The sequence below is a fragment of the Cytobacillus horneckiae genome, from assembly GCF_002835735.1.
GTDB lineage: Bacteria > Bacillota > Bacilli > Bacillales > Cytobacillaceae > Cytobacillus > Cytobacillus horneckiae.
In genome coordinates, this window is the sequence record NZ_PISD01000039.1 from 26,018 (window position 1) to 51,079 (window position 25,062).

At 38.4% G+C, this 25,062-nt stretch carries 31 protein-coding genes and 1 tRNA gene; 5 read left to right on the forward strand and 27 right to left on the reverse strand.

Annotated features, from left to right (window positions below; all coding sequences use genetic code 11):
* Nucleotides 1-236 precede the first annotated feature (236 nt).
* The 6 genes from CWS20_RS17605 to CWS20_RS17630 form a co-directional block, all read right to left on the reverse strand.
* Nucleotides 237-1,796, reverse strand: a complete 1,560-nt coding sequence (locus tag CWS20_RS17605) for a right-handed parallel beta-helix repeat-containing protein (protein WP_066190026.1) — start codon at nt 1,794-1,796, stop codon at nt 237-239.
* A gap of 37 nt (nt 1,797-1,833) precedes the next feature.
* Nucleotides 1,834-2,520, reverse strand: a complete 687-nt coding sequence (locus tag CWS20_RS17610) for an N-acetylmuramoyl-L-alanine amidase family protein (RefSeq protein WP_066190024.1) — start codon at nt 2,518-2,520, stop codon at nt 1,834-1,836.
* 95 nt (nt 2,521-2,615) lie between these two features.
* Entirely contained in the window at nt 2,616-3,806 is a 1,191-nt protein-coding gene (locus tag CWS20_RS17615) for a phosphodiester glycosidase family protein (RefSeq protein ID WP_066190022.1), read from the reverse strand.
* Nucleotides 3,807-3,853: 47 nt separating this feature from the next.
* Nucleotides 3,854-4,120, reverse strand: coding sequence for a phage holin (locus CWS20_RS17620; protein WP_066190019.1), 267 nt, complete (start codon nt 4,118-4,120; stop codon nt 3,854-3,856).
* Between the two features lie 2 nt (nt 4,121-4,122).
* The gene (locus CWS20_RS17625; RefSeq protein ID WP_066190017.1) at nt 4,123-4,395 is read right to left on the reverse strand and encodes a hypothetical protein; all 273 of its coding nucleotides are present in this window, start codon (nt 4,393-4,395) and stop codon (nt 4,123-4,125) included.
* 323 nt (nt 4,396-4,718) lie between these two features.
* On the reverse strand, nt 4,719-5,162 hold the full coding sequence (locus tag CWS20_RS17630) for an ArpU family phage packaging/lysis transcriptional regulator (protein ID WP_066190014.1): 444 nt from the start codon (nt 5,160-5,162) through the stop codon (nt 4,719-4,721).
* Between the two features lie 197 nt (nt 5,163-5,359).
* On the opposite strand from CWS20_RS17630, the gene CWS20_RS28765 reads away from it, so the two are divergent.
* The 3 genes from CWS20_RS28765 to CWS20_RS17650 all read left to right on the forward strand — a co-directional run bounded on the left by CWS20_RS28765 (nt 5,360) and on the right by CWS20_RS17650 (nt 6,827).
* Nucleotides 5,360-5,824, forward strand: a complete 465-nt coding sequence (locus CWS20_RS28765) for a helix-turn-helix domain-containing protein (RefSeq protein WP_083957145.1) — start codon at nt 5,360-5,362, stop codon at nt 5,822-5,824.
* A gap of 8 nt (nt 5,825-5,832) precedes the next feature.
* The gene (locus CWS20_RS17645) at nt 5,833-6,264 is read left to right on the forward strand and encodes an ImmA/IrrE family metallo-endopeptidase (RefSeq protein ID WP_066190008.1); all 432 of its coding nucleotides are present in this window, start codon (nt 5,833-5,835) and stop codon (nt 6,262-6,264) included.
* A 107-nt stretch (nt 6,265-6,371) separates the two neighbouring features.
* A complete protein-coding gene (locus CWS20_RS17650; RefSeq protein WP_326134775.1) occupies nt 6,372-6,827 on the forward strand; it encodes a DUF4429 domain-containing protein in 456 nt (151 codons plus the stop codon).
* A 173-nt stretch (nt 6,828-7,000) separates the two neighbouring features.
* Here CWS20_RS17650 and CWS20_RS17655 read toward each other — a convergent pair whose 3' ends face one another.
* The 4 genes from CWS20_RS17655 to CWS20_RS17670 all read right to left on the reverse strand — a co-directional run bounded on the left by CWS20_RS17655 (nt 7,001) and on the right by CWS20_RS17670 (nt 9,562).
* The gene (locus tag CWS20_RS17655) at nt 7,001-7,405 is read right to left on the reverse strand and encodes an NUMOD4 domain-containing protein (RefSeq protein ID WP_066190003.1); all 405 of its coding nucleotides are present in this window, start codon (nt 7,403-7,405) and stop codon (nt 7,001-7,003) included.
* Between the two features lie 146 nt (nt 7,406-7,551).
* Nucleotides 7,552-8,133 carry a hypothetical protein gene (locus CWS20_RS17660; protein WP_066190001.1) on the reverse strand — a complete coding sequence of 194 codons (582 nt, stop codon included), beginning with the start codon at nt 8,131-8,133 and terminating at the stop codon, nt 7,552-7,554.
* A gap of 114 nt (nt 8,134-8,247) precedes the next feature.
* Nucleotides 8,248-9,003: a hypothetical protein gene (locus tag CWS20_RS17665; protein WP_066189998.1), complete on the reverse strand. Its 756-nt coding sequence runs from the start codon at nt 9,001-9,003 to the stop codon at nt 8,248-8,250.
* A 106-nt stretch (nt 9,004-9,109) separates the two neighbouring features.
* Complete coding sequence (locus CWS20_RS17670) at nt 9,110-9,562, reverse strand: hypothetical protein (protein WP_066189996.1); 453 nt, start codon at nt 9,560-9,562, stop codon at nt 9,110-9,112.
* Nucleotides 9,563-9,710: 148 nt separating this feature from the next.
* Here CWS20_RS17670 and CWS20_RS17675 point away from each other — a divergent pair, with 148 nt between their 5' ends.
* Entirely contained in the window at nt 9,711-10,034 is a 324-nt protein-coding gene (locus tag CWS20_RS17675) for a super-infection exclusion protein B (protein WP_066189993.1), read from the forward strand.
* Here CWS20_RS17675 and CWS20_RS17680 read toward each other — a convergent pair.
* Both CWS20_RS17680 and CWS20_RS17685 read right to left on the reverse strand, forming a co-directional pair.
* Nucleotides 9,985-10,479 (reverse strand): site-specific integrase, encoded by a 495-nt coding sequence (locus CWS20_RS17680; RefSeq protein WP_066189991.1) that lies wholly within the window; start codon nt 10,477-10,479, stop codon nt 9,985-9,987. The two genes, CWS20_RS17675 and CWS20_RS17680, sit on opposite strands and share 50 nt — an antisense overlap.
* Before the next feature lie 142 nt (nt 10,480-10,621).
* Nucleotides 10,622-10,693, reverse strand: a tRNA-Arg gene (locus CWS20_RS17685).
* Nucleotides 10,694-10,984: 291 nt separating this feature from the next.
* On the opposite strand from CWS20_RS17685, the gene clpP reads away from it, so the two are divergent.
* The gene (gene clpP / locus CWS20_RS17690) at nt 10,985-11,584 is read left to right on the forward strand and encodes an ATP-dependent Clp endopeptidase proteolytic subunit ClpP (protein ID WP_066189989.1); all 600 of its coding nucleotides are present in this window, start codon (nt 10,985-10,987) and stop codon (nt 11,582-11,584) included.
* 146 nt (nt 11,585-11,730) lie between these two features.
* Here clpP and CWS20_RS17695 read toward each other — a convergent pair whose 3' ends face one another.
* The 15 genes from CWS20_RS17695 to CWS20_RS17765 all read right to left on the reverse strand — a co-directional run bounded on the left by CWS20_RS17695 (nt 11,731) and on the right by CWS20_RS17765 (nt 24,885).
* On the reverse strand, nt 11,731-11,991 hold the full coding sequence (locus tag CWS20_RS17695) for an HPr family phosphocarrier protein (RefSeq protein WP_066189986.1): 261 nt from the start codon (nt 11,989-11,991) through the stop codon (nt 11,731-11,733).
* Nucleotides 11,992-12,010: 19 nt separating this feature from the next.
* Nucleotides 12,011-12,958: a DNA-binding protein WhiA gene (whiA, locus tag CWS20_RS17700; protein WP_066189983.1), complete on the reverse strand. Its 948-nt coding sequence runs from the start codon at nt 12,956-12,958 to the stop codon at nt 12,011-12,013.
* Between the two features lie 36 nt (nt 12,959-12,994).
* The gene (locus CWS20_RS17705; protein ID WP_066189980.1) at nt 12,995-13,963 is read right to left on the reverse strand and encodes a gluconeogenesis factor YvcK family protein; all 969 of its coding nucleotides are present in this window, start codon (nt 13,961-13,963) and stop codon (nt 12,995-12,997) included.
* Nucleotides 13,960-14,850 (reverse strand): RNase adapter RapZ, encoded by an 891-nt coding sequence (gene rapZ, locus CWS20_RS17710; protein ID WP_066189978.1) that lies wholly within the window; start codon nt 14,848-14,850, stop codon nt 13,960-13,962. Before rapZ ends, CWS20_RS17705 begins: the two co-directional genes overlap by 4 nt.
* 24 nt (nt 14,851-14,874) lie before the next feature.
* Nucleotides 14,875-15,333: an 8-oxo-dGTP diphosphatase gene (locus tag CWS20_RS17715; protein ID WP_066189975.1), complete on the reverse strand. Its 459-nt coding sequence runs from the start codon at nt 15,331-15,333 to the stop codon at nt 14,875-14,877.
* Between the two features lie 348 nt (nt 15,334-15,681).
* Nucleotides 15,682-16,635 carry a thioredoxin-disulfide reductase gene (trxB, locus tag CWS20_RS17720; protein WP_066189969.1) on the reverse strand — a complete coding sequence of 318 codons (954 nt, stop codon included), beginning with the start codon at nt 16,633-16,635 and terminating at the stop codon, nt 15,682-15,684.
* A 94-nt stretch (nt 16,636-16,729) separates the two neighbouring features.
* Nucleotides 16,730-18,226 (reverse strand): tetratricopeptide repeat protein, encoded by a 1,497-nt coding sequence (locus CWS20_RS17725; protein ID WP_066189966.1) that lies wholly within the window; start codon nt 18,224-18,226, stop codon nt 16,730-16,732.
* 207 nt (nt 18,227-18,433) lie between these two features.
* The gene (gene hisIE / locus CWS20_RS17730) at nt 18,434-19,075 is read right to left on the reverse strand and encodes a bifunctional phosphoribosyl-AMP cyclohydrolase/phosphoribosyl-ATP diphosphatase HisIE (RefSeq protein WP_066189964.1); all 642 of its coding nucleotides are present in this window, start codon (nt 19,073-19,075) and stop codon (nt 18,434-18,436) included.
* Complete coding sequence (gene hisF / locus CWS20_RS17735; protein WP_066189961.1) at nt 19,072-19,830, reverse strand: imidazole glycerol phosphate synthase subunit HisF; 759 nt, start codon at nt 19,828-19,830, stop codon at nt 19,072-19,074. The genes hisIE and hisF overlap by 4 nt, the downstream gene beginning before the upstream one ends.
* A gap of 4 nt (nt 19,831-19,834) precedes the next feature.
* Nucleotides 19,835-20,554 (reverse strand): 1-(5-phosphoribosyl)-5-[(5-phosphoribosylamino)methylideneamino]imidazole-4-carboxamide isomerase, encoded by a 720-nt coding sequence (gene hisA / locus CWS20_RS17740; RefSeq protein WP_066189959.1) that lies wholly within the window; start codon nt 20,552-20,554, stop codon nt 19,835-19,837.
* Complete coding sequence (gene hisH / locus CWS20_RS17745) at nt 20,551-21,189, reverse strand: imidazole glycerol phosphate synthase subunit HisH (RefSeq protein ID WP_066189957.1); 639 nt, start codon at nt 21,187-21,189, stop codon at nt 20,551-20,553. The genes hisA and hisH overlap by 4 nt, the downstream gene beginning before the upstream one ends.
* Complete coding sequence (gene hisB / locus CWS20_RS17750; protein ID WP_066189954.1) at nt 21,190-21,777, reverse strand: imidazoleglycerol-phosphate dehydratase HisB; 588 nt, start codon at nt 21,775-21,777, stop codon at nt 21,190-21,192.
* A gap of 14 nt (nt 21,778-21,791) precedes the next feature.
* Complete coding sequence (hisD, locus tag CWS20_RS17755; RefSeq protein WP_066189951.1) at nt 21,792-23,060, reverse strand: histidinol dehydrogenase; 1,269 nt, start codon at nt 23,058-23,060, stop codon at nt 21,792-21,794.
* On the reverse strand, nt 23,057-23,707 hold the full coding sequence (hisG, locus tag CWS20_RS17760) for an ATP phosphoribosyltransferase (protein ID WP_066189948.1): 651 nt from the start codon (nt 23,705-23,707) through the stop codon (nt 23,057-23,059). Before hisG ends, hisD begins: the two co-directional genes overlap by 4 nt.
* A complete protein-coding gene (locus CWS20_RS17765; protein WP_066189945.1) occupies nt 23,704-24,885 on the reverse strand; it encodes an ATP phosphoribosyltransferase regulatory subunit in 1,182 nt (393 codons plus the stop codon). The genes hisG and CWS20_RS17765 overlap by 4 nt, the downstream gene beginning before the upstream one ends.
* Between the last annotated feature and the right edge of the window lie 177 nt (nt 24,886-25,062).

Sequence of the window (25,062 nt, forward strand, 5' to 3'; positions counted from 1 at the left end):
TTGCTTATATAAACATAATTATTAGGGAAGGATTGCCCCAAATTGAAAAAAGCGGAGAATATTCAATTTAGAAAATTGATATACTCCGCTTTTCCATAAAAGATTTGTTCATCAAACTTGGATTCTATATAAAACACCTTGGATGTACTGTAAAACTGGCTTTGCAATAGAAATGAGAAGGACAAAAAACTTATCACTAACAGCTCGCGTCTAACTTACGAGATGCTTTAGATTCACTATTGTAAATCTGCACCAGACTTCAAGCCTGATACCCCTGAGGTTGAAAATCCTGCAAAATTATTCCCTGCACGTACTATTTCTGTTCCACTAGTTATTGATAATGCTGTAGGAGTGACATAAGCAGTCCCTAAATTTCTACACGTATTACCTGTAATACTGACTCTTTTAATACCTGTTAAAGAAAGGTGAGCATGTGATGAACTGTTATCTCCATTCACTCCACCTATTGTATTCCCAATTATTGTACTCGTATCTACCCCGGAAATGTAAATACCGCTTTTTCCAATTCTTTTAATATTATTATTAGAAATGGTCGCGTATGCTGAAGGACCAGAAACTTCTATTCCATGACCGCCAACACTATCAATAACATTGCCATTCATATTTACATTCCAAATATTTCTACATGCTATGCCAACTTTCTTTGTGCCATAAATTCTATTGCCTTCTACACTACAATCTTCAGAATGATTTAAAAGTATGGCATCGTTGATCGAGGTAGACTGGCTTAATACAATCACATTCCCTGATACAATTACTCCTTTAGCTTTTCCGGAACTTTCTCCATAAACCTCTATAACACGCCCGCTGGACATCCCGCCTTTTATTACGTTACCTGAGATATAGCCATTTTCTACAACTTGGGATAATCCTGTTTGCACACCATTTTTGTCCTCAGTATGACTATCTGGAGGATTATTAAGAATATTAGTTCTCCAATTGATACCTGCATTACAATCATTCAATTTATTATTTGAAATAGTAATGTTTTCCCATGCATATGCTCTAATGGCAAAGCTCAGGGTGTTTTCAATTATATTGTTCATAATATGAATGTTCCTATGGAGAACGCCAATTGTTGCTGTATGTGACCCAATCGCCCTTGCAATCCGATTAGCTCCCGATGTACCACTATTGCCAAAGTAACAATCAGTAATCCACACATCTTCACAGGGGGTTTCATCATCTGCACCTAAGATTGTATTATTCCTTTTACTTAAATCCAATTGGATGGCCTCATTTAAAGTAGCTGTTCCAACATACCCTCTAAACTCACAATTAGTTACTTTAATATTTTTTGAAGAATTGAATTCAATATGATGGGAATTTGCAGCATCTAGAAAAACTGCTTTTTCTATAGTTAGCTTATATGCATGTCCAAAGTGAAAAATAGACGCTTTACTAGTTTGCTTTACCCCATTTCCATCCCAAACTCCGCCACTAATTGTGATATTTCCATTCCCATTATATTTAGTAAAGGTGGATGGAGGGTAAATTGTCTGGTTCTTTTTATAGCCGTTAATCATTAAATAGCCAGCATGATCTCTAATGATTCTCGCATTTTTTTCTGCAATAATAGTTGTGTTTTTAAAGACTATTAGCTCTTTAGTCATTCTATATACTCCATCAGGAACATATACTTGAATTCCTAATGAATTTTGTGCCATATTTAATATTTCTTGAAAAGATGAAGTATCATCAGATACTCCATCTCCTTTTGCTCCATTTTCCAATACATTTAATACTGGCAATCCTTTGTAGTTAATTGATTCCAAAAGAATTCCTCCAAATAATTTTATTAATCATTAAAGGTTAGCTAACCCTTAATATTTGTCCAGGAAAAATCGTGTAGTTTGCATCCAAGCCATTCCAAATGCGAATTTGCTCAATCGTGCTGCCGTACCTGACAGATAAAGAATATACAGTATCACCAGAAACGACAGTATGATAAACTACACTACCCAATGGAATTAAATTAAAGGCTCTCACTAGACCATTTACATGACCTTGTGCAATTGCATGAATAAATGAAGCCTGTTTTAACTTGTTTGCGTCATCTACAGTATCAATGAAGCCATTCTCGGTAAGAATTGCCGGCATTCTTGTTTCTCTTAGGACGTGAAAATTTGCTTGCTTTTTGCCCCGATCACGGAAATCAACAACCTTCATCACCTCTTCATGAATAAGATTTTGATAGGTGGTCGTTGGCGCTCCTAAGCCGGGATAAATATAATCTTCATACCCGGTCCCACCTCCTGCGTTAATATGAACAGATAAGAAGAAATCCGCACCCCAATTATTAGCTGCAGTTGTTCTTTCTGCCAGCGAAACTGTTTGATCGCCAGTTCGGCTCATTAGTATTGACACATTGCTGTACTCATTCAGCATGTCCTTTATTCTATTTGAAATTTGCAGCGTCAGCTCTTTCTCCTGCAAACCGTTACCTATTGCACCTGGATCATTACCGCCATGACCTGGATCGATGAAAATTTTTACCATAATTATTCTCTCCTTTAATATATTTTCTTTTAATTGATTGTTATAAAATTCTTCAATATAAAAAGCAACCCAAAATGAGTTGCTTAAAAATCTAATTATTCTTTAGGTGGCCAAACTGGAATAAATATGCCATCTAGTTTTACATACCCGGCATCTCCCTTGGCTTCATTGCTCCAATAATACATTTGCAGCTCGCCGTTAGAACTAACAATTATTTTATATATTTCTCCACTGCTATTACCTGGTACCAAAAAGTGTAGCGAAAACATAGGCTGCATATGTGGTGGCAATTTCATAAAAGGTTTGTTTGGCTCCCCTCCTTTTATTGTGCCTACTAAATAAAGCGTGTTATTTGGCATATGCCATGCCCTGGTTACTGATGACCCTGAAGTGCCATAATCTTCCCACCCATTTATTAGATATGGAGCAAGTCTCACATGGTTATTAGAGTGATATTCCCATTCTGCTGCCTCATCTGACTTTAATTTAAAAATATCGCCGATTGGACTTAATGCCTCACGAACCGAATGTTCAGGTCTATCTTTCCCTACATATAGAAAATCCAGCATGCTGCGTTCTGTTTTTCCATCATCATCAGGCACTCTATTAATAGTGGAACAATGAAAGACTGTTTGCGCACTCCCGCCCCCATCCAGCATAAATGCAAAATCCATACTCATCGATAGCAATACTCTAACTACATCTCTCGCAGTCATTCCTTTTTCTGCTGATCGCCTTCCTTCAGACGTAAAGAAATAAGTATTTCCATACGCATCTTGGGCAATGGCTTGTCTTGGGTGCCTTTGCCAAAAAACATCTCTCGAATCAAGTATCACGTCACTTACTGACTGTCCGTTCTCTATCAATGGAATAAACGCTGTTAAAGCATCTTTGAAGCCGTCATCCAATATTCTTTGTGCACTTGTATTAGGTGGATAGGCCTTTAATCTATTATCCTCGCCGATAGCTAATATATAATTATAAGCTTGTTTGCTTAATTCCTGCTGAATAGCTCCATTATAAATACTGGTACCTACCACCCTCATTGTATTTGTACTATAGGTTGAACAGTTAGCTACTAATGTGGCTGCATTTCTAGCTGCAAAAGACCTTGGAGTCTCAAGTTCTTTTTTGTTGTAATCATTCGAACTGAATCCACGTTTTAGCTTTATTAGCTCACCATCAGAGTCGTATTTTGGTATTTTGGATATATAATATGTTGTGTTTGTTACTTCATCTTTAAATCGTGTAAATGTTACTTCTTCATAAAAAATATTTGCATTCATTATTGATTCCACTTCTATCGTCCCTCATCCTCTCAACAATACTTTTATTATCTCGGCCATTGATATCTTTTTGCTTGATCGCTATCTTCTAGTCCCCTTGTGGTCGGATCATTTATAGCATTGGCAACACTTAAAATAGAGATGAACAATATATACGGATTAGAAATTGCCTCTGCTATTAAAGTAATTAGAGATTCCCAAGTTGTCATTTCCTGCATTGTCAGTCCGTAATAGCCCATCATTGGTATTAGAAATGAAAACAAGACCTGCAAGCAAAAAACAGGATTTTTTAATCTGATTTTCCAATTAATCATAATTACACCCCTGTTCCTATTGCTGCATAAAAAATAGCTACGAAGCCGCCGATTAATGCTATGATAATTGCATTTGTAATCGACCTACGCAGCCACTTGGTATCTTCTTTAATTTCCGATAATGTTGATTTAATTTCTTTTATATCCCTTTCGTGAAAGTCCGTTTTCCGAATGAGCTGATTAATTATTTCATCTCGCTGAGTATCTTTAATCTTTAACTCATCCAATTCTTTTTGAATCTTTTTCTTCCATTTATCGAATGATTCTCTATTCATGATCTATTCTCCTATATTCAAAAACTCACAACAGTTATTTAGAGTAACAAATGGTGAGCATTAACTAATGTTGTCACAAAATACAATCACCTCTCTCTAATAGATAACGCCTTCCTAAACTCCTCCTTATTGAAATAGTAGCTTAGCAAAAGATTATAAAAAATAAAGACGCCCGTATTTGTAATAGGGCGCCTCTTGATATCTTTCACTAATATCATATTAACACGCTTGCAGCCTAATGCTCATTTTACATTCAGTATGCTTTCGTTTTTCATTCGTTTTGTTTTTTCTCAATAAAAAATGAACACAGCTTTATGCCATGCTCATTCCATATCCTTATAGATTGCTATATTCAGTGCCATAGCTAACTTTAATAGTAGTCTAGGCTTAAATTTTTGATGGTAATATGACTCACTCATTCCAAGGGAATTATACACTTCATAATCAAATAATTCCTCTTCATCTAAATATCTTAAGTAAAGGGCTTCTCTCTCTTTTGGAGCTAATCGGTTTATAGCTTTTGTAAACCATTCAACGAATCTTACTCTTTTCCGCTCTTCATCTACTGCTTTAATTGCGAGATCTTCAGTCGCTGAGTAAAAAGAATTTGTATTTGCTGGGGGAACAAGCGAATAGGTAGCTGTAATCTTTGGAAGTCTTTCTTCAGGAATGGTTAGCAAGTACAACCTATAGGTTTCAATAACTTCTTCAACTTTTAATCTTGTCTGTTTTTTATCAATTTCCGGCAGTTTCAATTCTATCGACATTTACTTTACCTCCTCATTAATATACTCAAATTCGTATTTCTATTTTTAATGGTAAATTCAATTTCGTACTAAGTCAATACAATTTTTTCAAATAATACTCAATATCGCATAATTGTTATTTACCATTATGAATTTTACATGTTAAAATGAATTAAGGGTACGATATATCGTATATAAGTGATGATGGGAGAATGAAGATGGATAAAAGGGCGGATATAATAAAGAATTTAATATTTGAAACCGGTCTTAATCAAAAAGCTTTCGCACAAAAGATTGGAATTCCTTATACAACTTTGCGATCTATGCTGCAAAGAGGGATTGGGAACGCCTCTGTCGATAATGTGATAAAGGTTTGTAAAGGACTCGGTATCACAACAGATCAATTGGAAAATATGTCTAAAGATGAACAGCACAATTCATCTACGACGGATAAAGAATTGCCTCAATTAAATGCCAAAGATCAAAAAGATATCGAGATTGAACTGCAAAAGCTGATTGATGGATTATCCGGCCAAAATGGATATGCTGCATTTGATGGGCAAACAATGGAGGATATGGACAAGGAAGATAGGGAGCTCCTTATTGCAAGTTTGGAAACGTCGCTAAAGTTAGCAAAAAGACTGGCAAAACAAAAATTCACCCCAAAGAAGTATCTTAAGTAGGTGTTTATATGTCATCTCATATTATTAAAGAAGTACAAAAATTAACTAAACGCTTTAATACAAATTGTCCATTCAAACTTGCAGAAGCTTTAGGCATCCATATTTTATTTGAGGATCTTGGCAGTACATTAGGCTACTACAATCAACATTTCAGAATAAAAATCATTCATATCAATCAAAATGAATCTGAGCAAAAGCAAGAATTTATCTGTGCCCATGAACTAGGTCATGCTATTTTACATCCTCAAGCAAATACCCCTTTTCTAAAAAGGTATACTCTTTATTCAACAGATAAGATGGAACTGGAAGCTAATCTATTTGCAGTAGGTCTATTATTTTCAAACGAAAAATATGATGGACAATTAAGCATTAGAGAAGCAGTTGAAGAATATGGGGTGCCAGAGAAAATTATATCTAATAGTTTGGATTGTGCAGAATGAGTTGTTAAATAATAGATACAAAACTCCCCCTATTGATGCAGGAAAATTATCACTTTCTGTCGAAGAAAAAGTTAATCAGATAATGGGGAGAGTGAGATTTGGTGAATATGGATTTTAATTTCGTCTCAAACGGAAAGTATAATGTAAGTATAAAAGACGGTTACTTAAGCTGGAGTCGAAAAGGATTAAGAAACTTTATGATCCAAGGTTCCAAAGGAGAAAAATCTATTCCAATTAAAAGCATTACAGCCATTCAACTAAAAGAACCAGGATTAACAACAGGGTATATACAATTTGCATACAGCGGTTCTTCAGAAAGTAAAGGCGGTACAATGAGTGCCGTTAATGACGAGAACACGATTTTATTTTTAAAAAAGGAATTAATGCAAGCTAAAGAATTAAAGAGTATGGTTGAATCTATCCAACGCCAAAATAGTACCTCATCACCTCAAATTAGCGGTGCTGATGAAATTATTAAGTTTAGAAATCGTGAGATTCCGGTTCTTAAGATGTGGGTTCGATTCCTGCCGAGGGCGTTAACAAAAATACACCCATTATTTTGAATATCCGTTGCAGTACCAGTTCTATTAAATGCCGATAAACGATGATATATCAATGCTTATAAAGCTTTTCAGTGTTTCCACTACATACTATACAGCACAAAAACGAACCTTACGTTAAGACAATAGTACCTGAAGTGGATATACTTGCCAATTCCCTCAATCTAACCATTAAGCTATATTACTTGTTTCCTAACGCTGATCCTCCGTTTAGTAACTCCCATTAATCCTGTATCATAAGCGTGCTTGATGTTTTCCCCATTCGTAGCCCATTCTAAGTTCGAAACATAGTTGTTTTGTTTATTTCCATTTGAATGATTAACTTGCGGTTTATTTTCTGGATTTGGAATAAATGCTTCAGATACAAGGCGATGTATCTTCATCGTTTTCTGTTTTCCGTTTTGGCAGAGATTAATCTGCTGATAACCTTTTGAAGAGGTTCCTTGTTTAAGGATTTTTTCTGCTATTGTTTTATTCTGGCCGTCTGATCTAACAATCGTTCGTTCCAGACTTTTTACTCGACCTTTATTGCTCACCTGATATAAGCCCTCATAACCCGATATGTCCTTCCAAATTTCCAATTCGATCAGCCCCAATAATTGTTATAACCAAATGTTATGAATTATCGGAGAGGACTTCTATAAAACCTTTCGCTTTTTTATTGAATCTTCCTTACATTCCAAAAAACCCTTCAAATATAAAAAAGCATCCAGAGGGATGCATATAATTATTCTTTACCGTATACTTTAAGAAGTCTTTGAAAAGCTTCGTTATCTTGTACGACATTAAGATACTCTACTTCTTTTTTTAAATGTAATAATTGCAATTCTTCTGTGTTAGAAATTATTGGACTTTTTGAAGCGATAGTTGCACTCACTAATTGTGTCAATGGTTCTCCAATTGCTTGCTTAAAGTTAAAGCCTAGAAGTTGCAAAATATTTAAAGTTTCCTTAGATAATATTGGCTTAATAATATGTAAAGCCATTGTGGCTTTTTCAGCTTCTTCACCTTCGTTTTCTTGTAAGAGTGTTTCTAACAAAGGAATAATATTTTCGGTTATATATTCAATATCCTCATCTGAAATCTTTTGCATAATTAATTTTTCTTCATAGGCTTGTACGATTTGAATTAATTGATTTTTATCAGAGATTAAATCATTTATTATTTCTTCAAGATTTCTTATTACTTGTTCCTGATCCCCTGTCGTTTTTGCGGTCTTTATTTTATCTATTATTGCTGTTGCACTATTTTTTGTTAAAATGCCCGCAAAATTAAAACCTAGTTTCATTAATTCAGAATTTATATCCATTAAACTAAAACCTCCTTACCTACTCAATTCGACAAAAGGATATATTTTCCTTCTGCTACCGACAAAAAATCACCCCGAATGATACTATAAAAATAAACATTCATTTTGAATTTCCTAAATAATTGCAAATTCAAACTCATCTTCAGAAAGTAATTCTTTGGTACTTGTCACTTTTGATTTATCTCTTATATCCCCAATATTCAATTTGTAATATTCATCAACAGATTTTTTAGTTAAAATGAACCTTACTTCCCTTTGTTGTTTAAAGAAGTTATCTTTCCAAAATAAAATGTTCACGGATAGTTCATCAAATTCCTGTTTTCTTGTGGCACTATAATATTTATAATCCTGATACCGCACATCTCCAATAGCTATCCCTAAATCTAATTTGTTTGATGATTCTATCATTCTGTCTGTAAATTCATTTGTTAAAATTACTGCTGTATCACCAAAAGTTTCCTCAAATAATATTTGATCTTCCAATGATATATCAATTTTTGCAGTTATTATTTCATTTTCCACTTTAGTAATTACAAAATCACTTGATTGAAAATGAGTAAGACAAAAGAGAGGCATCTTCTCCGTTCCCCTATATCTTTCAACCATTTCCCCTGAAGATGAAGTGGCAATAACCATTCCTGTCTTAGGGTCAATAAGTTTAACTCTTGTACTCCTAACCACATGTGATACTTCTAGTTTGTCTCCTTGACCTTTTTCTTTTGTCTTTTTTTCCAACTCTATAAAATAATTAAAATTTTTCATATAAATTGTTCCGTTTAGGAGGTCGTCCAAGTATTCTTTCTTCAAGAACTTGACGTACATTCCAATATTTTCGTATCCTTTAATCTCATTTAACCTTTTACCTATCATGTTATCTACTCATTTCTTTATTTTTATTCAGTTTAAAATATTCAACAGAAAGGAGATAATTCCCTTCTATAACCGATAGAAAAAGCACCCAGAAGGATGCTACAACTTACTTAGCTTTAATACTAAGTACATCAAATTTTGATCTAATAATTCTGGAATCAAGACGAATAATATCTCTTTCTAATAGTTGTTTTTGTTGATTCAGATCTTCTCTTATTTCATTAATTAATTTCCTAGTACCGCTGATATGTTTAATGGAAACATTAGTAATCTTTTCTTCAATGATACCTAGGGTTCTAGGTTCATCCACTAAAACTCTCTTTAAAGTTTCGGTATCATAATTTTGTCCTAACTTTATTTTCTCTCTTATTAAGTTTAGTTCAAACTGGATCATATCCAAATATCTAACCATTATTTGTTTATCTTCATCTAACTCTTTTTTCCAGTTTGAAACCTCTTCTTTTTTCTTAAACTTCCCAGATACATAAAAACCTGAAACTACACCGGAAACCAAACCAGTCCCCAGACCAATTAGGGTATTTAATATTATATCGTTCATTTACCTTAATCCCCTTTTAGCTTATAATTCGACAAAAGGAGATAATTTCCTTTTTATTATCGTCTTTTTTCATTTCTCAACTATATAATTAAATTATTATTGATTTAAATTAAAGAAATTTAAAATATAAAATTGGGGGATATCAATAATGAAAAAGGAAATTGATTTACTAGGCTTTATAAAACTTAATCCAAAATATTTGATTGGTTTAGTTATTGCTTCTGCTATACTTCTATTTTCACCTGATATATTTTTGAATAAACTTGCAATTACTTCATTTGTAGATAAATACAGAGTTTGGATTGGTTTAGTTTTCTTAGTTACAGCCTCTTTATTAATTTCACATCTAATTTGGTATATATCCTATTCTGTAAAAGATAGATTAGATGGACAATCGTTTCAGAAGTTGGGAAAACAAAGGCTTAAAAATTTAACTCCAAGAGAAAAAGAAATACTAATTGACGCTTATTGAAAGTTGCGCCTACTTCATGACGTTTTTTTAATTGTTGTATGCCTTCATAAGGATTTTTACTGACATACTTTTTACGTAAACAAAAGGCAAAGAATGTTAGACCTGCTCTAAGTCGCGTGTTAATGGTATTTATTGCACGTCCTAAACTTTGTTGATGTTCAATAAACTTTTCAATATGAGTCGTATTAATTTTTCTAATATCGTTAATTGGTGCTTCAATTTCTGCTAAACTTCTCATAGTTTGAAGTAATTCTTTGTCATAAAAAGTAATAGTATGAGGTGAAAGTCCTTTTATTCGACAGTTCTTTAAAAATTCAACATAGGCTTGTTTGAAATTAGAAATTGTTTTAGTTCTGGTGGATAAAGATTGAAGTGATTGTTTTACTTCTATTTTAGAAATGGCTTTTCTTCTAGTAGCGATAGTAGTAACCTCCTTTGCTAACAAGGAGCGTGTTATATTACTTGGTATTTTTCGTGGTATTTATTAATCATGAAGTCTGATAAAAAAGGCAATAAAAAAACAGTATCCCCACGAAATAAATACCGTAGAAATACTGTTATATTAACCTTTATAACTAATTTTATAGCGCCCTCGGCAGGAATCGAACCCACATCTTAAGAACCGGAATCTCACGTGCTATCCGTTGCACCACGAGGGCATAAAATGAAATAGTGACGCTCACAAAATTTTCAGCGTTACGAGTATTAATTATATGGTATATTTAGCTAGTTTGCAAGCTTTCTTTGTTTAAATGAAGGGATTTTTGGGTATCATGGAAACGGGACAACCTTGATACGAATGATGTCGAACGATTCCTTATAAGTTGAAAGCCGATTCGTTTGACCTTTATTGACCATCCGTGTATTATAAAACTACATACATTTACCAATGGTGAGGTTCTTTTTAAAATACCTTGCTACACTTTTTACCTTTGAAGGAGGAATTGGAAATGAACTTAATCCCTACAGTAATTGAACAAACAAACAGAGGGGAACGCGCTTACGATATTTACTCTCGCCTTTTAAAAGACCGTATTATCATGCTGGGAAGCGCAATTGACGACAACGTGGCAAACTCCATTGTCGCTCAGCTATTATTCCTTGAAGCAGAAAACCCTGATAAGGATATTACATTATACATCAACAGCCCTGGCGGAAGTATTACTGCTGGTATGGCCATCTATGACACAATGCAATATATCAAGCCGAATGTTTCTACTATCTGCACAGGTATGGCAGCGTCCATGGGTGCATTCCTTCTTGCTGCTGGTGAGAAAGGCAAGCGTTTTGCCCTCCCAAACAGTGAAGTAATGATCCACCAACCACTTGGCGGTGCACAGGGTCAAGCAACTGAAATTGAAATTGCTGCTAAACGCATCCTTTTCCTACGTGAAAAGTTAAATAGCATTCTTGCGGAGCGCACTGGTCAGCCACTAGACGTTATTTCTAAAGACACTGACCGTGACAACTTCATGACAGCCGAAAGAGCACTTGAATACGGCTTGATCGATAAAATCATCACAAACAACCCAAACGAGGAAAAGAAATAATATTAACCTTCAGCAGCCAGCAAAACCGGCTGCTGTTTTTATTTAAATAAAAAATGGGTGCCTGTCACCTACAAGATACGACAGGCAATGTCGAATCCTGTAGGTGATAGGCACCCATAACAACATGAAAAAAGAAAAAGCGTTTATTATTGGTTTTCTTCCTGGATGTAGTGTGCGAGTTTGTTTAGGGCTTCGGTTTCGTCTTTGCCTTCGGCGATGATGGTGACGGTTGAGCCTGCGCTGACGGCCAGACTCATGAGACCCATGATGCTTTTGGCGTTAACCTTTTTTCCTCCTTTTTCAAGGAAGATGTCGGATGAAAAGCGATTGGCCTCTTGTACAAATAAGGCTGCTGGGCGCGCTTGCAGTCCGGATTTGATCTTAACCTCCACTTGTCTTTCTACCATGTCTTAACCCTCCAAACCATTAGGAATAATTCAGTTCTCCCGTTTTAATCTTTTCAGCAATTTCATCAATTTTTCTTAATCGATGGTTGATGCCCGATTTACTTATCGTTCCTCCTGAGACCATTTCACCTAGCTCTTTTAATGTTACATCTTGATAAGCAACTCTAAGTTCTGCAATTTCTCTTAGTCTATCCGGAAGTACTTGGAGGCCGACGGTTTGTTCAATATATCTAATATTTTCAACCTGTCTTAATGCCGCACCAATGGTTTTATTCAAGTTCGCTGTTTCGCAATTGACGAGCCTGTTTACGGAATTTCTCATATCGCGGACAATCCGGATGTCTTCAAACTTTAGAAGTGCGCTATGTGCACCGACAATATTCAGAAATTCTGTGATTTTCTCGGCTTCTTTTAAATAAGTAATAAAGCCCTTTTTTCTTTCTAACGTTTTACTATTAAGATCAAAGGTATTCATCAATTTGCTAAGTGCATCATTATGCTCTTTATATAACGAAGCGATTTCTAGATGATACGATGATGTTTCTGGATTGTTAACAGATCCTCCAGCAAGGAATGCTCCCCTTAAATAGGCGCGTTTACAGCATTTCTTTTTAATTAATTCATTGGAAATATCATGTGTAAAGACAAATCCTTCGCTAATGATCTTTAAATCATCAAGAATCATCTTTGCATGATCTGCTAAGCGAACAATATACACATTATTTTTCTTTAATCTCATTTTCTTTCTGACAAGAAGCTCTACTTGAGAATTGTAGTTCTTTTTTATAAGCGTATATATTCTTCTTGCAATTGCCGCATTTTCGGTTTGAATATCCACAATCAACTTTTTATTGGAAAAAGAGAGGGATCCGTTCATCCGGATGAGCGCCGACAATTCTGCTTTTCCGCAGCAGTCTTTCGTCTCAAGGTTTGTTAATTCTTTTTTTGTTTCCGAAGCAAAAGACATACCTTCACCCCCTACCTGCGATACATACCAGTATTTTTATTGCTTATCTATTTCTTCTAAAATAAGGTGATAAATCATTTTTGCCACTTCATTCGTATCATGACGAATCGCGCCATTGTCTAAACTGACAATTTCACCTTGAATCACATCTATTCCAAGATCATATAATCGGTCCATATCATAAACAACAGGTTTTGCCATCTCTTCTTTATATCTTTCCTGAATATGCTGCGGAATTTCTTCCTGATTGACGAGAATGGTATCTATACATCCAATTTCCATATGGTCATAAATTGCTTGGACATGATCACTCGCTCGATAATTGAGCGTTTCTCCAGCTTGCGTCATTAGATTGCATATATACAGCTTATTCGCTTTAGCATTACAGACTTCCTGGCCTAAGAATGGCACAAGCAAGTTGGGAAGGATACTTGTATATAGGCTTCCTGGTCCAATCACAATTAAATCAGCCTGCTTGATTGCTTGAATCGTTTCTGGAAGCGGTGTTATTTTTTCCGCTGTTAAAAACACCCGCTTAATCTTTTTCCCTGAATAGGGAATTTTTGATTCTCCAGAAACAATGGTACCATCCTCCATCTCTGCATTTAAAACGACACTTTGTTCAGCAGCTGGCAATACCCTACCTCTGACATTTAGCACTTTACTCATCTCTTGAATCGCATGGACGAAGTCGCCTGTAATTGAGGTCATTGCGGCTAGTATTAAATTGCCGAGCGAGTGGCCTGACAATTCATTCGAAGTTGTAAAACGATGCTGAAACATTTCCTCGACTAAAGGTTCTACATCTGATAGAGCAGCTAAAACATTACGAATATCACCTGGAGGAGGGATGTTTAAGTCTTCCCTCAGCCTGCCCGAGCTGCCGCCATCATCAGCAACCGTCACAATTGCAGTAATATCCACAGGGTATTTTTTTAGGCCCCGCAATAATACCGGCAAGCCTGTGCCGCCACCGATGATGACTATCCTCGGTTTTCTGTTCATGTTGTTTGCTTTCTCCTCTCAATATCACGGTGAGTAATTCTAGTATTATAATCATTTTTAAAATGATTTGCGAGATATTCAGTTAAGGCAACAGAACGATGCTGTCCTCCGGTGCACCCGATGGCTATGACAAGCTGCGCCTTTCCTTCTCTTTTATAATGTGGTAGCATAAACGCTAATAAATCCGTGACTTTTTCTAAAAACTTATTTGTTTCGTTCCACTTCAACACGTATTTGGCTACTTCGTCATCCAGCCCTGTCTTCGGTCTCATATGTTCAATATAATGCGGGTTTGGAAGAAAACGGACATCAAAAACTAAATCGGCATCAATCGGCAGACCATGCTTAAAGCCGAATGACATGACATTCACTGTAAAAAGAGTTTGCTTGTTAGCTGAGAACTCTACTAATATTTTCTCACGCAATTCTCTAGGCTTCATATCAGATGTTTTATAAATTAATTGTGCTCTTCCCTTTAACTCCTCAAGCAGCTCTCGCTCTAATTTAATTCCTTCCATAGGCAAGCCTGATGGCGCCAATGGATGAGACCTTCTCGTTTCTTTGTATCTCCGCACAAGTGTGGAATCGTCTGCATCAAGAAAAAGAATCTTAGGGGTTACCCATGATGTTTCCGCTAAATCATCCAGTGCCTTAAACAGATGTTCAAAAAATTCTCGGCCGCGTAAATCCATTACTAAAGCGACCTTATTCATCTTATTCCCGGAATCCTTCATCAGTTCAAGAAATTTTGGCAACAGGGTGGGTGGCAGATTATCAACACAGAAAAAGCCTAAATCTTCAAAGCTTTGAATGGCCACTGTTTTCCCGGCACCTGACATACCCGTAATAATAACCATTTGTGTTTCATTTGCTGCAACCGTACTCATTTTCGTTTCCCCCTGTTTTTAGTTTCAGCTTGGATCTAGTCGATAACTGATTAATTCAAAATTTGGCGTATAAGTAAATGTGCCATAAATCATCCTATGTCCATTAATCATATATTCCAGTATGTGATGATCACCTGCTGCCATCGGCAGGTTTTTCACCTCTTCTATTGGATGCCAATTTAATTTGCCTTCCTCCGACTCGTCAAGGTTCAAACCGTCGGCTTCAGTTGCAAAAAATGTGAACATCATCCACTCCGAGAGAACTTTATCTCCATCTTTCATTATAAAAGTGAAGATTCCTTTTATATTTGGATTCCGCAAATAAATTCCTGTCTCTTCTCTATATTCACGGATGCAAGAGTCACGGACTGATTCACCTGGCTCCATTTTCCCTCCTGGTGCAACCCACCAGCCTCGCCGCGGCTTTTGCAACAATAATACTTGATTATCTTTTAGTAATACGCAGTTGGTGACCCTCTGCAACGACCCTCACCTCGATTGCTGTCATTTATTTTTATTTTAGGCAGATAAGGCCTTCATTTATATTTATTCATTTAATTATACTATTTTTACTATAGTGCTACAACGATGGCGCGTATTCCATTCGTAATCCTTCGCCCTCATCTAGTATTATTTGCCCACCCACGCTCCTTCATTAGCAAAAAAAGAGCACAGGGGCTACCTGTGCTGTACAAAGGAATATATCTTTAAAAGGGGGTCAATTTCTATCTTTATCATACCCGAAATTTATTTCATGAACGTTACAGGAGAGTTAAAACATAATGACGTTTTGTAAATGTTTAGTTCGTTTGGTTTTATTTACATATTATATTAGTTAGCAGTTGTTTTTAAGCTCTCTTGAAGTTCTTCAATATAATGTTGTGCAGCTTGAGCAGCAATGCTTCCATCACCAGTAGCTGTCACGATTTGACGCAATGTTTTTTCACGAATATCTCCTGCCGCAAAAATGCCAGGGACCTTCGTTTCCATTTCCTCATTTGTTTCAATGTAGCCATTTCCATTTGTAATACCGAGATTTTCAAATGGCTTTGAAAGAGGATTCATTCCGATATATACAAACACACCGTCCGCTTTGAATTCCTTTTCTTCACCAGTTTCAGTAGAAACGATCGTTACGCTTCCCACTTTTCCATCTTTATCATTTACTTCTTTGACAGTGTGATTCCAAATGAAATCAATTTTTTCATTATCAAACGCACGCTGCTGCAAGATTTTTTGTGCACGAAGCGTATCGCGGCGGTGAATGATGGTAACTTTGCTAGCAAAGCGGGTTAAATAAACGCCTTCTTCAACTGCAGAGTCACCTCCGCCAATGACAACAAGCTCCTTCTCTTTAAAGAATGCGCCGTCACAAACTGCACAATAGGATACTCCGCGTCCGCCTAGTTCTTTTTCACCTGGAATTCCAAGTTTTTTATACTCTGCACCTGCCGTAATAATGACAGCGCGAGCTTTGTATTCTTTAGAACCAGCAACAACTGTTTTATATTCTTTTCCATCAATGACAGCTTTAATATCGCCATATGCATATTCAGCACCGAACTTCTTTGCATGGTCAAACATTTTAGTGGACAACTCAGGTCCTAAAATATGATCAAACCCTGGGTAGTTCTCCACTTCCTCTGTATTTGCCATTTGACCGCCCGGAACACCGCGTTCAATCATCAATGTTGATAGATTCGCACGAGACGTATATACAGCAGCTGTCATCCCAGCAGGACCAGCTCCCGCAATAATGACATCATAAATTTTTTCTTCAGCCATTCGTTCCCACTCCTTTTGTTCAAAACCTTCTGTTCTATTATTACCGTCCTACTGTTATCCTATAAAATTTGCCGAAAAACGTCCAAAAATCTGCTCAATGCAGGTAATCGTTTAATGTCTGAATGTATTTTCTTAGCGTAGACGTTGAAATGCCAAAGTTTTCTGCTACTTCGGTTTGTGATACTTTATCATTTCTCAATTTATGCCAAGTATACGTTACTGCACCAGCGTATCCATTCGGATTTTTGATCGGCTGGCCAGCTTTAACCATTTCAACAAAAACAGAAAACCACATTAAATAAAGGCTTGCCTCCACCGTTCCGACCGGGCGATAGTTTTTATACAATAATCCTGCAATATCATGTGCTGTAGACGTGTAGTTTGTTTGATTTTCAGATTGCACGAACGATAAATAATCCTTTTCTAGCTGTGAAAACTTGCGATTTTTCTTAATACCTGCAGAATCAAGCAAGTCTTCCTTTTTACTTGAAACCGATGTTAAAAATAACGCAAACAGGCGCTCTTCCATATAGTCACTTTCCAGCTTTTTTTGAATAGATGATATATGGTCCTCAAACCCGTTGATCGTAACACGCTCTTCATTCCAAGGCTCAAATCCTGCTTTATCAGGGTTCAGTTCAATTGCTTTCTTCCACGTGGATTTAGCAATTGCTTCCTTCCCTGTATAAAAAGCTGAATAGGATAGCCAATAATAAAACGGGCCATCCCCGTCAAATCCGAACTTTTGCAAGCGGCGAAGCCACCCATAAGCCATCTCATATTCGCCAATTAAGGCAAAAGTTGCGCCAAGCTTATATTGATGCTCAATCGACAGCGGCTTTATCTTTTTCAGTGCATCTTTTAATAGTCGCACCTCTTTATAATCGCCTTCATAGTAAGCAAAGACGAGTTTATTGCAAAGCGCATGCAAATTGCCCGGATTCTCCTCAAATACTTTTAAAAGAACGTCTGACGCTTTATCTACCTCACCTAAATAAAAATAAGCAAGCGCCAAATTATTGTAAGCTGACCAATACTCTGGATATTCATCAATAACTGCGTTTAATAATTCGACAGCCTTCGGGAAATGGCCGGACTCAAGAAGCTCGCGGGCCTCTTCCTGCTTGGTGATTAAATCGTCCTGCTCATATAATTCATCGTCGAGCTCATCCGCTTCGAGTGTAAGAAGCTCTAACAGCTCCTCTGTATCCTCCAAAAACTCACCATCTTCATCCAGCTCCATATAAAGCTTTGCATGATGGTATGCATCTTTAAAAAAACCAAGATGAGCGTAATTATTAGCGAGGAAGTAATGGCATTCCACCATTTCTTCATCTAGCTCCTCAAGAATAAGATGAAGCAGCCGATTGGCTTCCTGATTCTCACCTATTTCAGCATGAACAATCGCCAATTGACAAACAATCATCGGCTCGCCTGGTTCAAGCTGCATCGCCCGCTGTAAATATTTCTTTGCTTTATAAAAATCCCTTCGGTGGTATGCCTTCAATCCTTTTGAAAAATAATACTCACCAGTTGGGATAAATGTAAGTAGTTTACCCTTCTGATTTCTTGCTTTAGAGTCTTTACCCATGAAATCCTCCATAAAATATATTAACTCAAGTAGTATATCATATGTGCAAGCTGGTCGAGAAGAGGCTGAATGTAATAATAAGGAATTAACCTCGTGCTTTTGCGATTTTCTTCAAACAATGGAATGAAAATAGGTGCCGTGGAGGGGCTTATCCAGAATCAATATGCCACCGCTGCCTCATATGAAACCAAATAAATACCGCCAACCTCAAGAGGTAGCGGTTTTATTTTCATGACGTTTTTCCAATACTTTCAATACCTCGCTAAATGGCACTCCCTGTTCACGCAATAGGACAAGCAAATGATAAATTAAGTCTGCTGATTCCCATTTAAGTTCTTCAGCATCTCGATTTTTAGCGGCAATAATCACCTCAGCGGATTCTTCGCCTATTTTTTTCAAAATTTTGTCTACACCTTTTTCAAACAAATAGGTTGTATAGGCACCTTCAGGTCGTTCGCGCTCGCGATCTGCGATTATTTTCTCCAACTGTAAGAGAATGCTGTAATCAGCTGCGACTTCAGCTTCCTCGCTGTGATAAATTGTTTCATTGAAGCAGCTTTCCGCTCCAGTGTGGCAAGCCGGTCCAGTGGGAAGAGTGAGGATAACTATAGCATCGTGATCACAATCCCATTTCATTTCAAGTATCTTTTGCGTATTTCCACTCGTTTCCCCTTTATGCCACAATTCATTGCGGGAACGGCTGAAAAACCACGTTTCTCCTGTTTCACATGATTTCAGCAAGGATTCACGATTCATATAAGCAAGGGTCAGCACTTCTTTTGTTTCAGCATGCTGAACAATTGCTGGTATTAAGCCGTTTTCATCAAAATTCACACTGTCTATATTCATCGGACGTACACCCCTTTTTCTTTTATGAAGGCTTTAACCTCAGCAACAGATGTTTCTTTATAGTGAAAAATAGAAGCGGCAAGGGCCGCATCAGCCTTGCCTTCAATAAAAGCCTCAGCGAAATGATCCGCATTTCCGGCACCGCCTGATGCAATGACTGGCACAGATACCGCTTCACTAACCGCTCTTGTTAAAGCAACATCAAACCCTTTCTTTTCGCCGTCAGAATCCATGCTTGTAAGCAGTATTTCCCCGGCACCACGTTCAACTGCTTCCTTCACCCAATCAATGACATCTCTTTCTGTGCGAATTCTCCCGCCATGTGTAAAAACCACCCAAGACCCGGAGCTGCTATCAAATTTAGCGTCCACCGCTACGACAATACATTGCGCGCCGAAAAAATTTGATCCTTCTGTGATTAATTCTGGCCGGTTAACAGCAGCTGTATTTAAAGAAACCTTGTCAGCGCCTGCACGCAGGATCCTTTTCATGTCTTCTAACGTGTTAATCCCGCCTCCAACAGTAAACGGAATCGCCAGCTCTGAAGCTACTGCTTTAACCACCTCGACCATCGTTTTTCGACCTTCATGCGAGGCTGATATATCTAAAAAAACAAGCTCATCTGCACCTTGCTGATCATAAAAACGAGCAAGTTCAACCGGATCGCCGGCATCGCGGAGCTGAACAAACTGAATGCCTTTAACTACACGGCCGTCTTTAACATCGAGACATGGAATGATTCTTTTTGTCAGCATCTTTTTAGCTCACCCCTTCCAGCGCTTCGCTAACAGTAAATCTGCCCTCATAGATGGCTTTGCCTACTATCGCACCTGAGACATTTTGTTCTTTAAGCCTCATTAAATCTTCTAATGAGCTTACACCACCTGATGCAATTACGTTTTTACGTGTGATAGCGGCCAGTTCAACAACCGCATGAATATTTGGCCCAGACAGCATACCATCCGTTGCAATATCGGTGAAAATAAATGTTTCAGCACCTGCATCAGCAAAACGTTTCGCCACTTCAACCGCCTTTGCCTTCGATGTATTTAACCAGCCATGTGTAGCTACAAAGCCATTTTTTGCATCTAGGCCGACGGCAATCTTCTCTCCATACTTTTCTATCATTTCAATCGCAAACTGAGGATTGGAGATAGCGATGCTCCCGATAATGACACGTTCCACACCTGCTTCTAAATAGTGAAAAATATCCTCTTCTTTTCGGATACCTCCGCCAATTTGCACCTTCGCCTTGAGATGCTGAGCTGTCTGAATGACATATATATCATTCACTCGCTTCCCCTCTTTTGCACCGTCAAGGTCAACCATATGAATCCATTCCGCTCCCTCATCAGCAAACTTCTTTGCCATCGCAAATGGGGAGCCCCCATAGATTGTTTCTTGATCGTAGTCTCCTTGCAAGAGGCGAACGCATTTGCCGCCTCTCATATCAATCGCCGGGTAAAGAGTTAAACTCATGATACACCCACCCTTTCAGCCGCTATCTTCGTAAAATTTTGCAATATACCCATTCCAGCATTGCTGCTTTTTTCCGGATGGAATTGTGTACCATACACATTGTTGTGGCCAACAACCGCAGGAACTTCAACCTCGTAGCGGCTATATGCATGAACAACTTCTTCTGCATTTGTCACTGCATAATAAGAATGAACAAAGTAGACAAAGTCTTCCTCCACTTCTTCCAAAATTGCCGATTCTTTTTTGAACAGCAATTTATTCCAACCCATATGCGGAACTTTATAGATTTCACCCTCCTTTGTTACTCCGGGAAATCTTTTCACACATCCAGGCAATAAACCAAGTCCATTTGTTCCGCCGCCCTCTTCACTCTCTTCGAAAAGCAGCTGCATGCCTAGACAGATGCCAAGCAGCGGTTTGCCTGTATCAGCATACTTTTTAAGTGTTGTCGAAAGTCCTGTGCGGTCAAGAAGCTCCATTGCGTCTTTAATTGCTCCTACACCCGGAAGAATCAGGCCATCTGCCTTCATCAGCTGTTCTGGGTCATCAGAGATAAAATAGGCAACTTCCAGCCGCTCAAGTGCTTTGCTGACGCTGAAAAGATTGCCCATACCATAATCAATTATGCCAATCATCTATAACATCCCTTTCGTTGAGGGAATCCCTTTGATTCTCGGATCAATGGTTGTCGCTTCGTCAAGTGCACGGGCAAGCGCTTTGAAAACCGCCTCGATCATGTGATGCGTGTTGTGCCCGTAATGAACGATTACATGCAAATTCATCCGCGCCTCAAGGGCAAGTTTCCATAAAAATTCATGTACAAGTTCCGTATCAAACGTTCCCACCTTTTGATTAGGAAATTCCGCCCGCATTTCTAGATGTGGACGATTGCTTAAATCAACCACAACTTGTGCAAGTGCTTCATCCATTGGCACAAAGCTGTTGCCATAGCGCTTGATTCCGCGCTTGTCGCCAAGAGCTTCATTAATGGCTTGGCCAAGGCAAATGCCGATATCCTCAGTTGTATGGTGATCATCAATTTCAACATCACCTTTTGCATCAATCATCAGGTCAAATTGTCCATGCTTCGCAAACAAGTCAAGCATATGGGTCATAAACGGGACACCGGTTTCTAAATCGCTCGATCCTTCCCCATCGATGTTTATTGAAAGCTGGATATTCGTTTCATTCGTTTTTCTTCTTAATTCTGACGTTCTTGACATCAAACTCTCTCCCATCACTTTAATCTTGTCTCTATTGACCTTGCATGTGCTTCTAAACCTTCAAGTCTAGCAAAGGCGGCAATTTTCTCACCATTATCTTTTAGTGCGTTTTCACTGTAGTAAAGAATACTTGATTTCTTTTGAAAGTCATCGACATTCAATGGACTGGAAAAACGGGCAGTGCCGTTTGTAGGCAACACATGATTGGGACCGGCAAAATAATCTCCAACCGGTTCCGGACTGTATCTCCCAATGAAGATTGCACCTGCATGGCGAATCTGACCAAGAAGTGACATCGGATTTTTCGTTAAAATCTCAAGATGCTCCGGTGCAAGATTATTTACCGTTTCAACCGCTTCTTCGATTGTTTCAGTGACATAGATGGCACCGAAGTTTTCTATAGATTGGCTGGCAATCTCGTGTTTAGGAAGCGTTTTAAGTTGCCGCTGCACCTCTTCTGCCACCTTTTCTGCTACGGTACGAGACGGTGTTACGAGCACACTGCTGGCCATTTCATCATGCTCTGCTTGTGATAATAGATCCGCCGCCACCTCTTCAGCGATGGCTGATTCATCTGCCAGAATCGCAATCTCGCTTGGTCCGGCAATCATATCAATGGCTACATCGCCAAAGACCTCGCGCTTCGCCAAAGCAACATAAACATTTCCAGGTCCTGTAATTTTATCAACGGGTGCAATGGATTGTGTCCCATAAGCAAGTGCCGCGATTGCTTGTGCCCCTCCTACTTTATAGATTTCCTTCGCTCCAGCAATATCCGCTGCCACTAAAACCGCTGGCGGAATCTTACATGTATGTTTATCAGGCGGGGAGGTAATGACAATCCTTTTGACACCGGCAACTTTGGCAGGGATCACATTCATCAGAACAGAGGAAGGATAAGCAGCTTTCCCGCCAGGAACATAGAGACCTACTGAATCAAGCGGCGTCACCTTCTGTCCAAGCATCGAACCGTTTTCCTCCGTTGTCATCCATGAAGGCCTCAGTTGCTTTTCATGAAAAGAACGAATATTTTCGGCTGCTTCCTGTAAAATGGTAATCGTAGAATCATCAAGCTGTCCGTAAGCTTCCGCAATTTCTTCGTTTTTCACTTTCAGTTCTTGAAGCTGGACGCCATCGAATTTCTCAGTATAGCTTTTTACAGCATCATCTCCACCTTTTCTAACGTCTTCAATGATTTTTTGAACAATCTTCCGCTGCTCCTCTGTGCCGTTATCCACCGATCTTTTTATAGAAGTTTGTTCATTTGCCTGGAGTATCTTCATCCTGGTTCTCCTACCTTTTTTCCGCTGATCACTTCTGTCAGCCGGTCAACTACCTCGCTAATTCGCGCATCCTTCATCCGATAGCTTACCGGGTTAACAATCAGCCTCGAAGTAATGTTGACAATATCCTCGTATTCTACGAGTCCGTTTTCCTTTAACGTTCTTCCAGTAGATACAATGTCTACGATGCGGTCAGCAAGCCCGATAAGCGGGGCAAGCTCGATGGAACCATTTAACTTAATGATTTCCACCTGCTCCCCCTGTTCACGGAAATAGGCTGCTGCAACATTTGGATATTTTGTTGCTATTTTAGGGGCAACATCATTCATTTTTGTATTAGGAATGCCTGCTACAGCTAAATAGCATGCACTAATTTTTAAGTCTAATAGCTCATAAACATCCCGCTCTTCTTCGAGCATGACGTCTTTTCCGGCAATACCCAAATCGGCCACACCATGTTCAACATAGGTCGGCACATCCATTGGCTTCGCAAGGATAAATCGAAACTTCTCCTCCGGGACATCGATAATAAGCTTGCGTGAATCATCGAATTCAGGAGGAAGCTGAAATCCTGCCACTCTCAGCATTTCGGCAGCTTCGGTAAAAATTCTGCCCTTCGGCATAGCGATCGTTAGTATATCCTTCATTTAACTGCCTCCTTTGCCTTTCCGACTAAAAAGGTAATGTCATCATAATGGCTGGAGCAGGCATCAATATCTTGAACCCCATTGATATCCTGAAGAACAACTTTTATACCTTTCTTGCGCTGTTCCTGGGCAAGTGAATAGGCTTCCTTTCGGCGTTCAGGACTGAATACGATGCAATTTGCCTGCTCTCTTGGCCAATTCATTCCCAACGACTCTAATAGTCTATCGATTCTAATAGCAAATCCTGTAGCGCTTGATGACTTCCCGAACTTTTCCAGCAATAAGTCGTACCGCCCGCCGCTGCCGATTGGAAATCCGACATTACCGGCATACACTTCATAGAGAATACCGGTGTAATAGCTCATATGACTAACAAGTGTTAAATCAAATTTAACGGCAGATTCCTGCTCATAATCTGTAATAATTCCCCATAGAGATTGCAGCTCTTTTAAAGCTACTTTTCCATAGTCATTTTCCATGAGGCTAAACGCTTCCTCAATGACCTCATGGCCTCCTCTTAGCTTTAGAAATTGAAGAAGGCGCTGTTTATCTATAGAGGAAAGGGCAAGACTCTCGACATGCATGCGATAGCCGACGTAGTTTTTTTCATATAAAAATCTCGTTAGCGCATTTACTCTTGCCTCTGTTCCTAGAATTTGACGGAAAAATGTGCGGACAAATCCGATATGACCAACCGATAATTGGAAGTCTTCCAAGCCAGCCGCCTTAAGTGTGGATATGATCAATGCTATACTTTCCCCATCTGCACTAATCGTGCCATCGCCAATGCATTCCAACCCGATTTGTTCAAATTCAGCCGGGCGTCCTCCTTCTCTCTGCTGGGCGCGATAAACATTGGCTGAGTAGGCTAAACGAATGGGCATATTGTCTTTTAAAAGCTTAGATGCAGCAATTCGGGCAATCGGCGCTGTCATATCCGGACGCAGCACAAGGGTGTGACCTTCATGGTCCAATAATTTAAACAGCTGCTGATCAAGAATGGCCGAAGCTGTTCCAACAGTTTCATAGTATTCTAATGCTGGTGTTTCAATAAATTGATAGCCCCAGCGCTTCATTTCCGATGACATCGCTGTGCGGGCATTATTTTTCATCTCATACAAGTCAGGCAGCGTATCCCTCATGCCTAACGGCTTTTCAAACATAAATAACCGACTCAATGAAACTCACCTCTTATGAAATCAAATAATCCATTATATCTCCGCTTTCACTTTAGTTCGCTAACATGGTAGTATATTGAAGTTATTAGTAGTGTACGCCTACTCATCCCATTCGTCAACCCACAAACACACAATTTTTCGAAAAATCAAAGCAAAGGTGCCTGTCACCTCCAAGAT

Coding starts and splice junctions, on each gene's coding strand:
- CWS20_RS17660 (WP_066190001.1), bottom strand. CDS start 8,133: ATGGATATAAATTCTGAATTAATGAAACTAGGTTTTAATTTTGCGGGC.
- CWS20_RS17665 (WP_066189998.1), bottom strand. CDS start 9,003: ATGATAGGTAAAAGGTTAAATGAGATTAAAGGATACGAAAATATTGGA.
- CWS20_RS17650 (WP_326134775.1), top strand. CDS start 6,372: ATGGATTTTAATTTCGTCTCAAACGGAAAGTATAATGTAAGTATAAAA.
- hisA (WP_066189959.1), bottom strand. CDS start 20,554: ATGAGTTTAACTCTTTACCCGGCGATTGATATGAGAGGCGGCAAATGC.
- trxB (WP_066189969.1), bottom strand. CDS start 16,635: ATGGCTGAAGAAAAAATTTATGATGTCATTATTGCGGGAGCTGGTCCT.
- CWS20_RS17610 (WP_066190024.1), bottom strand. CDS start 2,520: ATGGTAAAAATTTTCATCGATCCAGGTCATGGCGGTAATGATCCAGGT.
- CWS20_RS17645 (WP_066190008.1), top strand. CDS start 5,833: ATGTCATCTCATATTATTAAAGAAGTACAAAAATTAACTAAACGCTTT.
- rapZ (WP_066189978.1), bottom strand. CDS start 14,850: ATGAGTACGGTTGCAGCAAATGAAACACAAATGGTTATTATTACGGGT.
- CWS20_RS17725 (WP_066189966.1), bottom strand. CDS start 18,226: ATGGGTAAAGACTCTAAAGCAAGAAATCAGAAGGGTAAACTACTTACA.
- CWS20_RS17630 (WP_066190014.1), bottom strand. CDS start 5,162: ATGTCGATAGAATTGAAACTGCCGGAAATTGATAAAAAACAGACAAGA.
- CWS20_RS17705 (WP_066189980.1), bottom strand. CDS start 13,963: ATGAACAGAAAACCGAGGATAGTCATCATCGGTGGCGGCACAGGCTTG.
- hisD (WP_066189951.1), bottom strand. CDS start 23,060: ATGAAGATACTCCAGGCAAATGAACAAACTTCTATAAAAAGATCGGTG.
- hisB (WP_066189954.1), bottom strand. CDS start 21,777: ATGTCAAGAACGTCAGAATTAAGAAGAAAAACGAATGAAACGAATATC.
- hisH (WP_066189957.1), bottom strand. CDS start 21,189: ATGATTGGCATAATTGATTATGGTATGGGCAATCTTTTCAGCGTCAGC.
- CWS20_RS17615 (WP_066190022.1), bottom strand. CDS start 3,806: ATGAATGCAAATATTTTTTATGAAGAAGTAACATTTACACGATTTAAA.
- CWS20_RS17670 (WP_066189996.1), bottom strand. CDS start 9,562: ATGAACGATATAATATTAAATACCCTAATTGGTCTGGGGACTGGTTTG.
- CWS20_RS17695 (WP_066189986.1), bottom strand. CDS start 11,991: ATGGTAGAAAGACAAGTGGAGGTTAAGATCAAATCCGGACTGCAAGCG.
- hisF (WP_066189961.1), bottom strand. CDS start 19,830: ATGCTGACAAAAAGAATCATTCCATGTCTCGATGTTAAAGACGGCCGT.
- hisG (WP_066189948.1), bottom strand. CDS start 23,707: ATGAAGGATATACTAACGATCGCTATGCCGAAGGGCAGAATTTTTACC.
- hisIE (WP_066189964.1), bottom strand. CDS start 19,075: ATGAATATAGACAGTGTGAATTTTGATGAAAACGGCTTAATACCAGCA.
- CWS20_RS17620 (WP_066190019.1), bottom strand. CDS start 4,120: ATGATTAATTGGAAAATCAGATTAAAAAATCCTGTTTTTTGCTTGCAG.
- CWS20_RS17675 (WP_066189993.1), top strand. CDS start 9,711: ATGAAAAAGGAAATTGATTTACTAGGCTTTATAAAACTTAATCCAAAA.
- clpP (WP_066189989.1), top strand. CDS start 10,985: ATGAACTTAATCCCTACAGTAATTGAACAAACAAACAGAGGGGAACGC.
- CWS20_RS17625 (WP_066190017.1), bottom strand. CDS start 4,395: ATGAATAGAGAATCATTCGATAAATGGAAGAAAAAGATTCAAAAAGAA.
- CWS20_RS28765 (WP_083957145.1), top strand. CDS start 5,360: ATGGATAAAAGGGCGGATATAATAAAGAATTTAATATTTGAAACCGGT.
- whiA (WP_066189983.1), bottom strand. CDS start 12,958: ATGTCTTTTGCTTCGGAAACAAAAAAAGAATTAACAAACCTTGAGACG.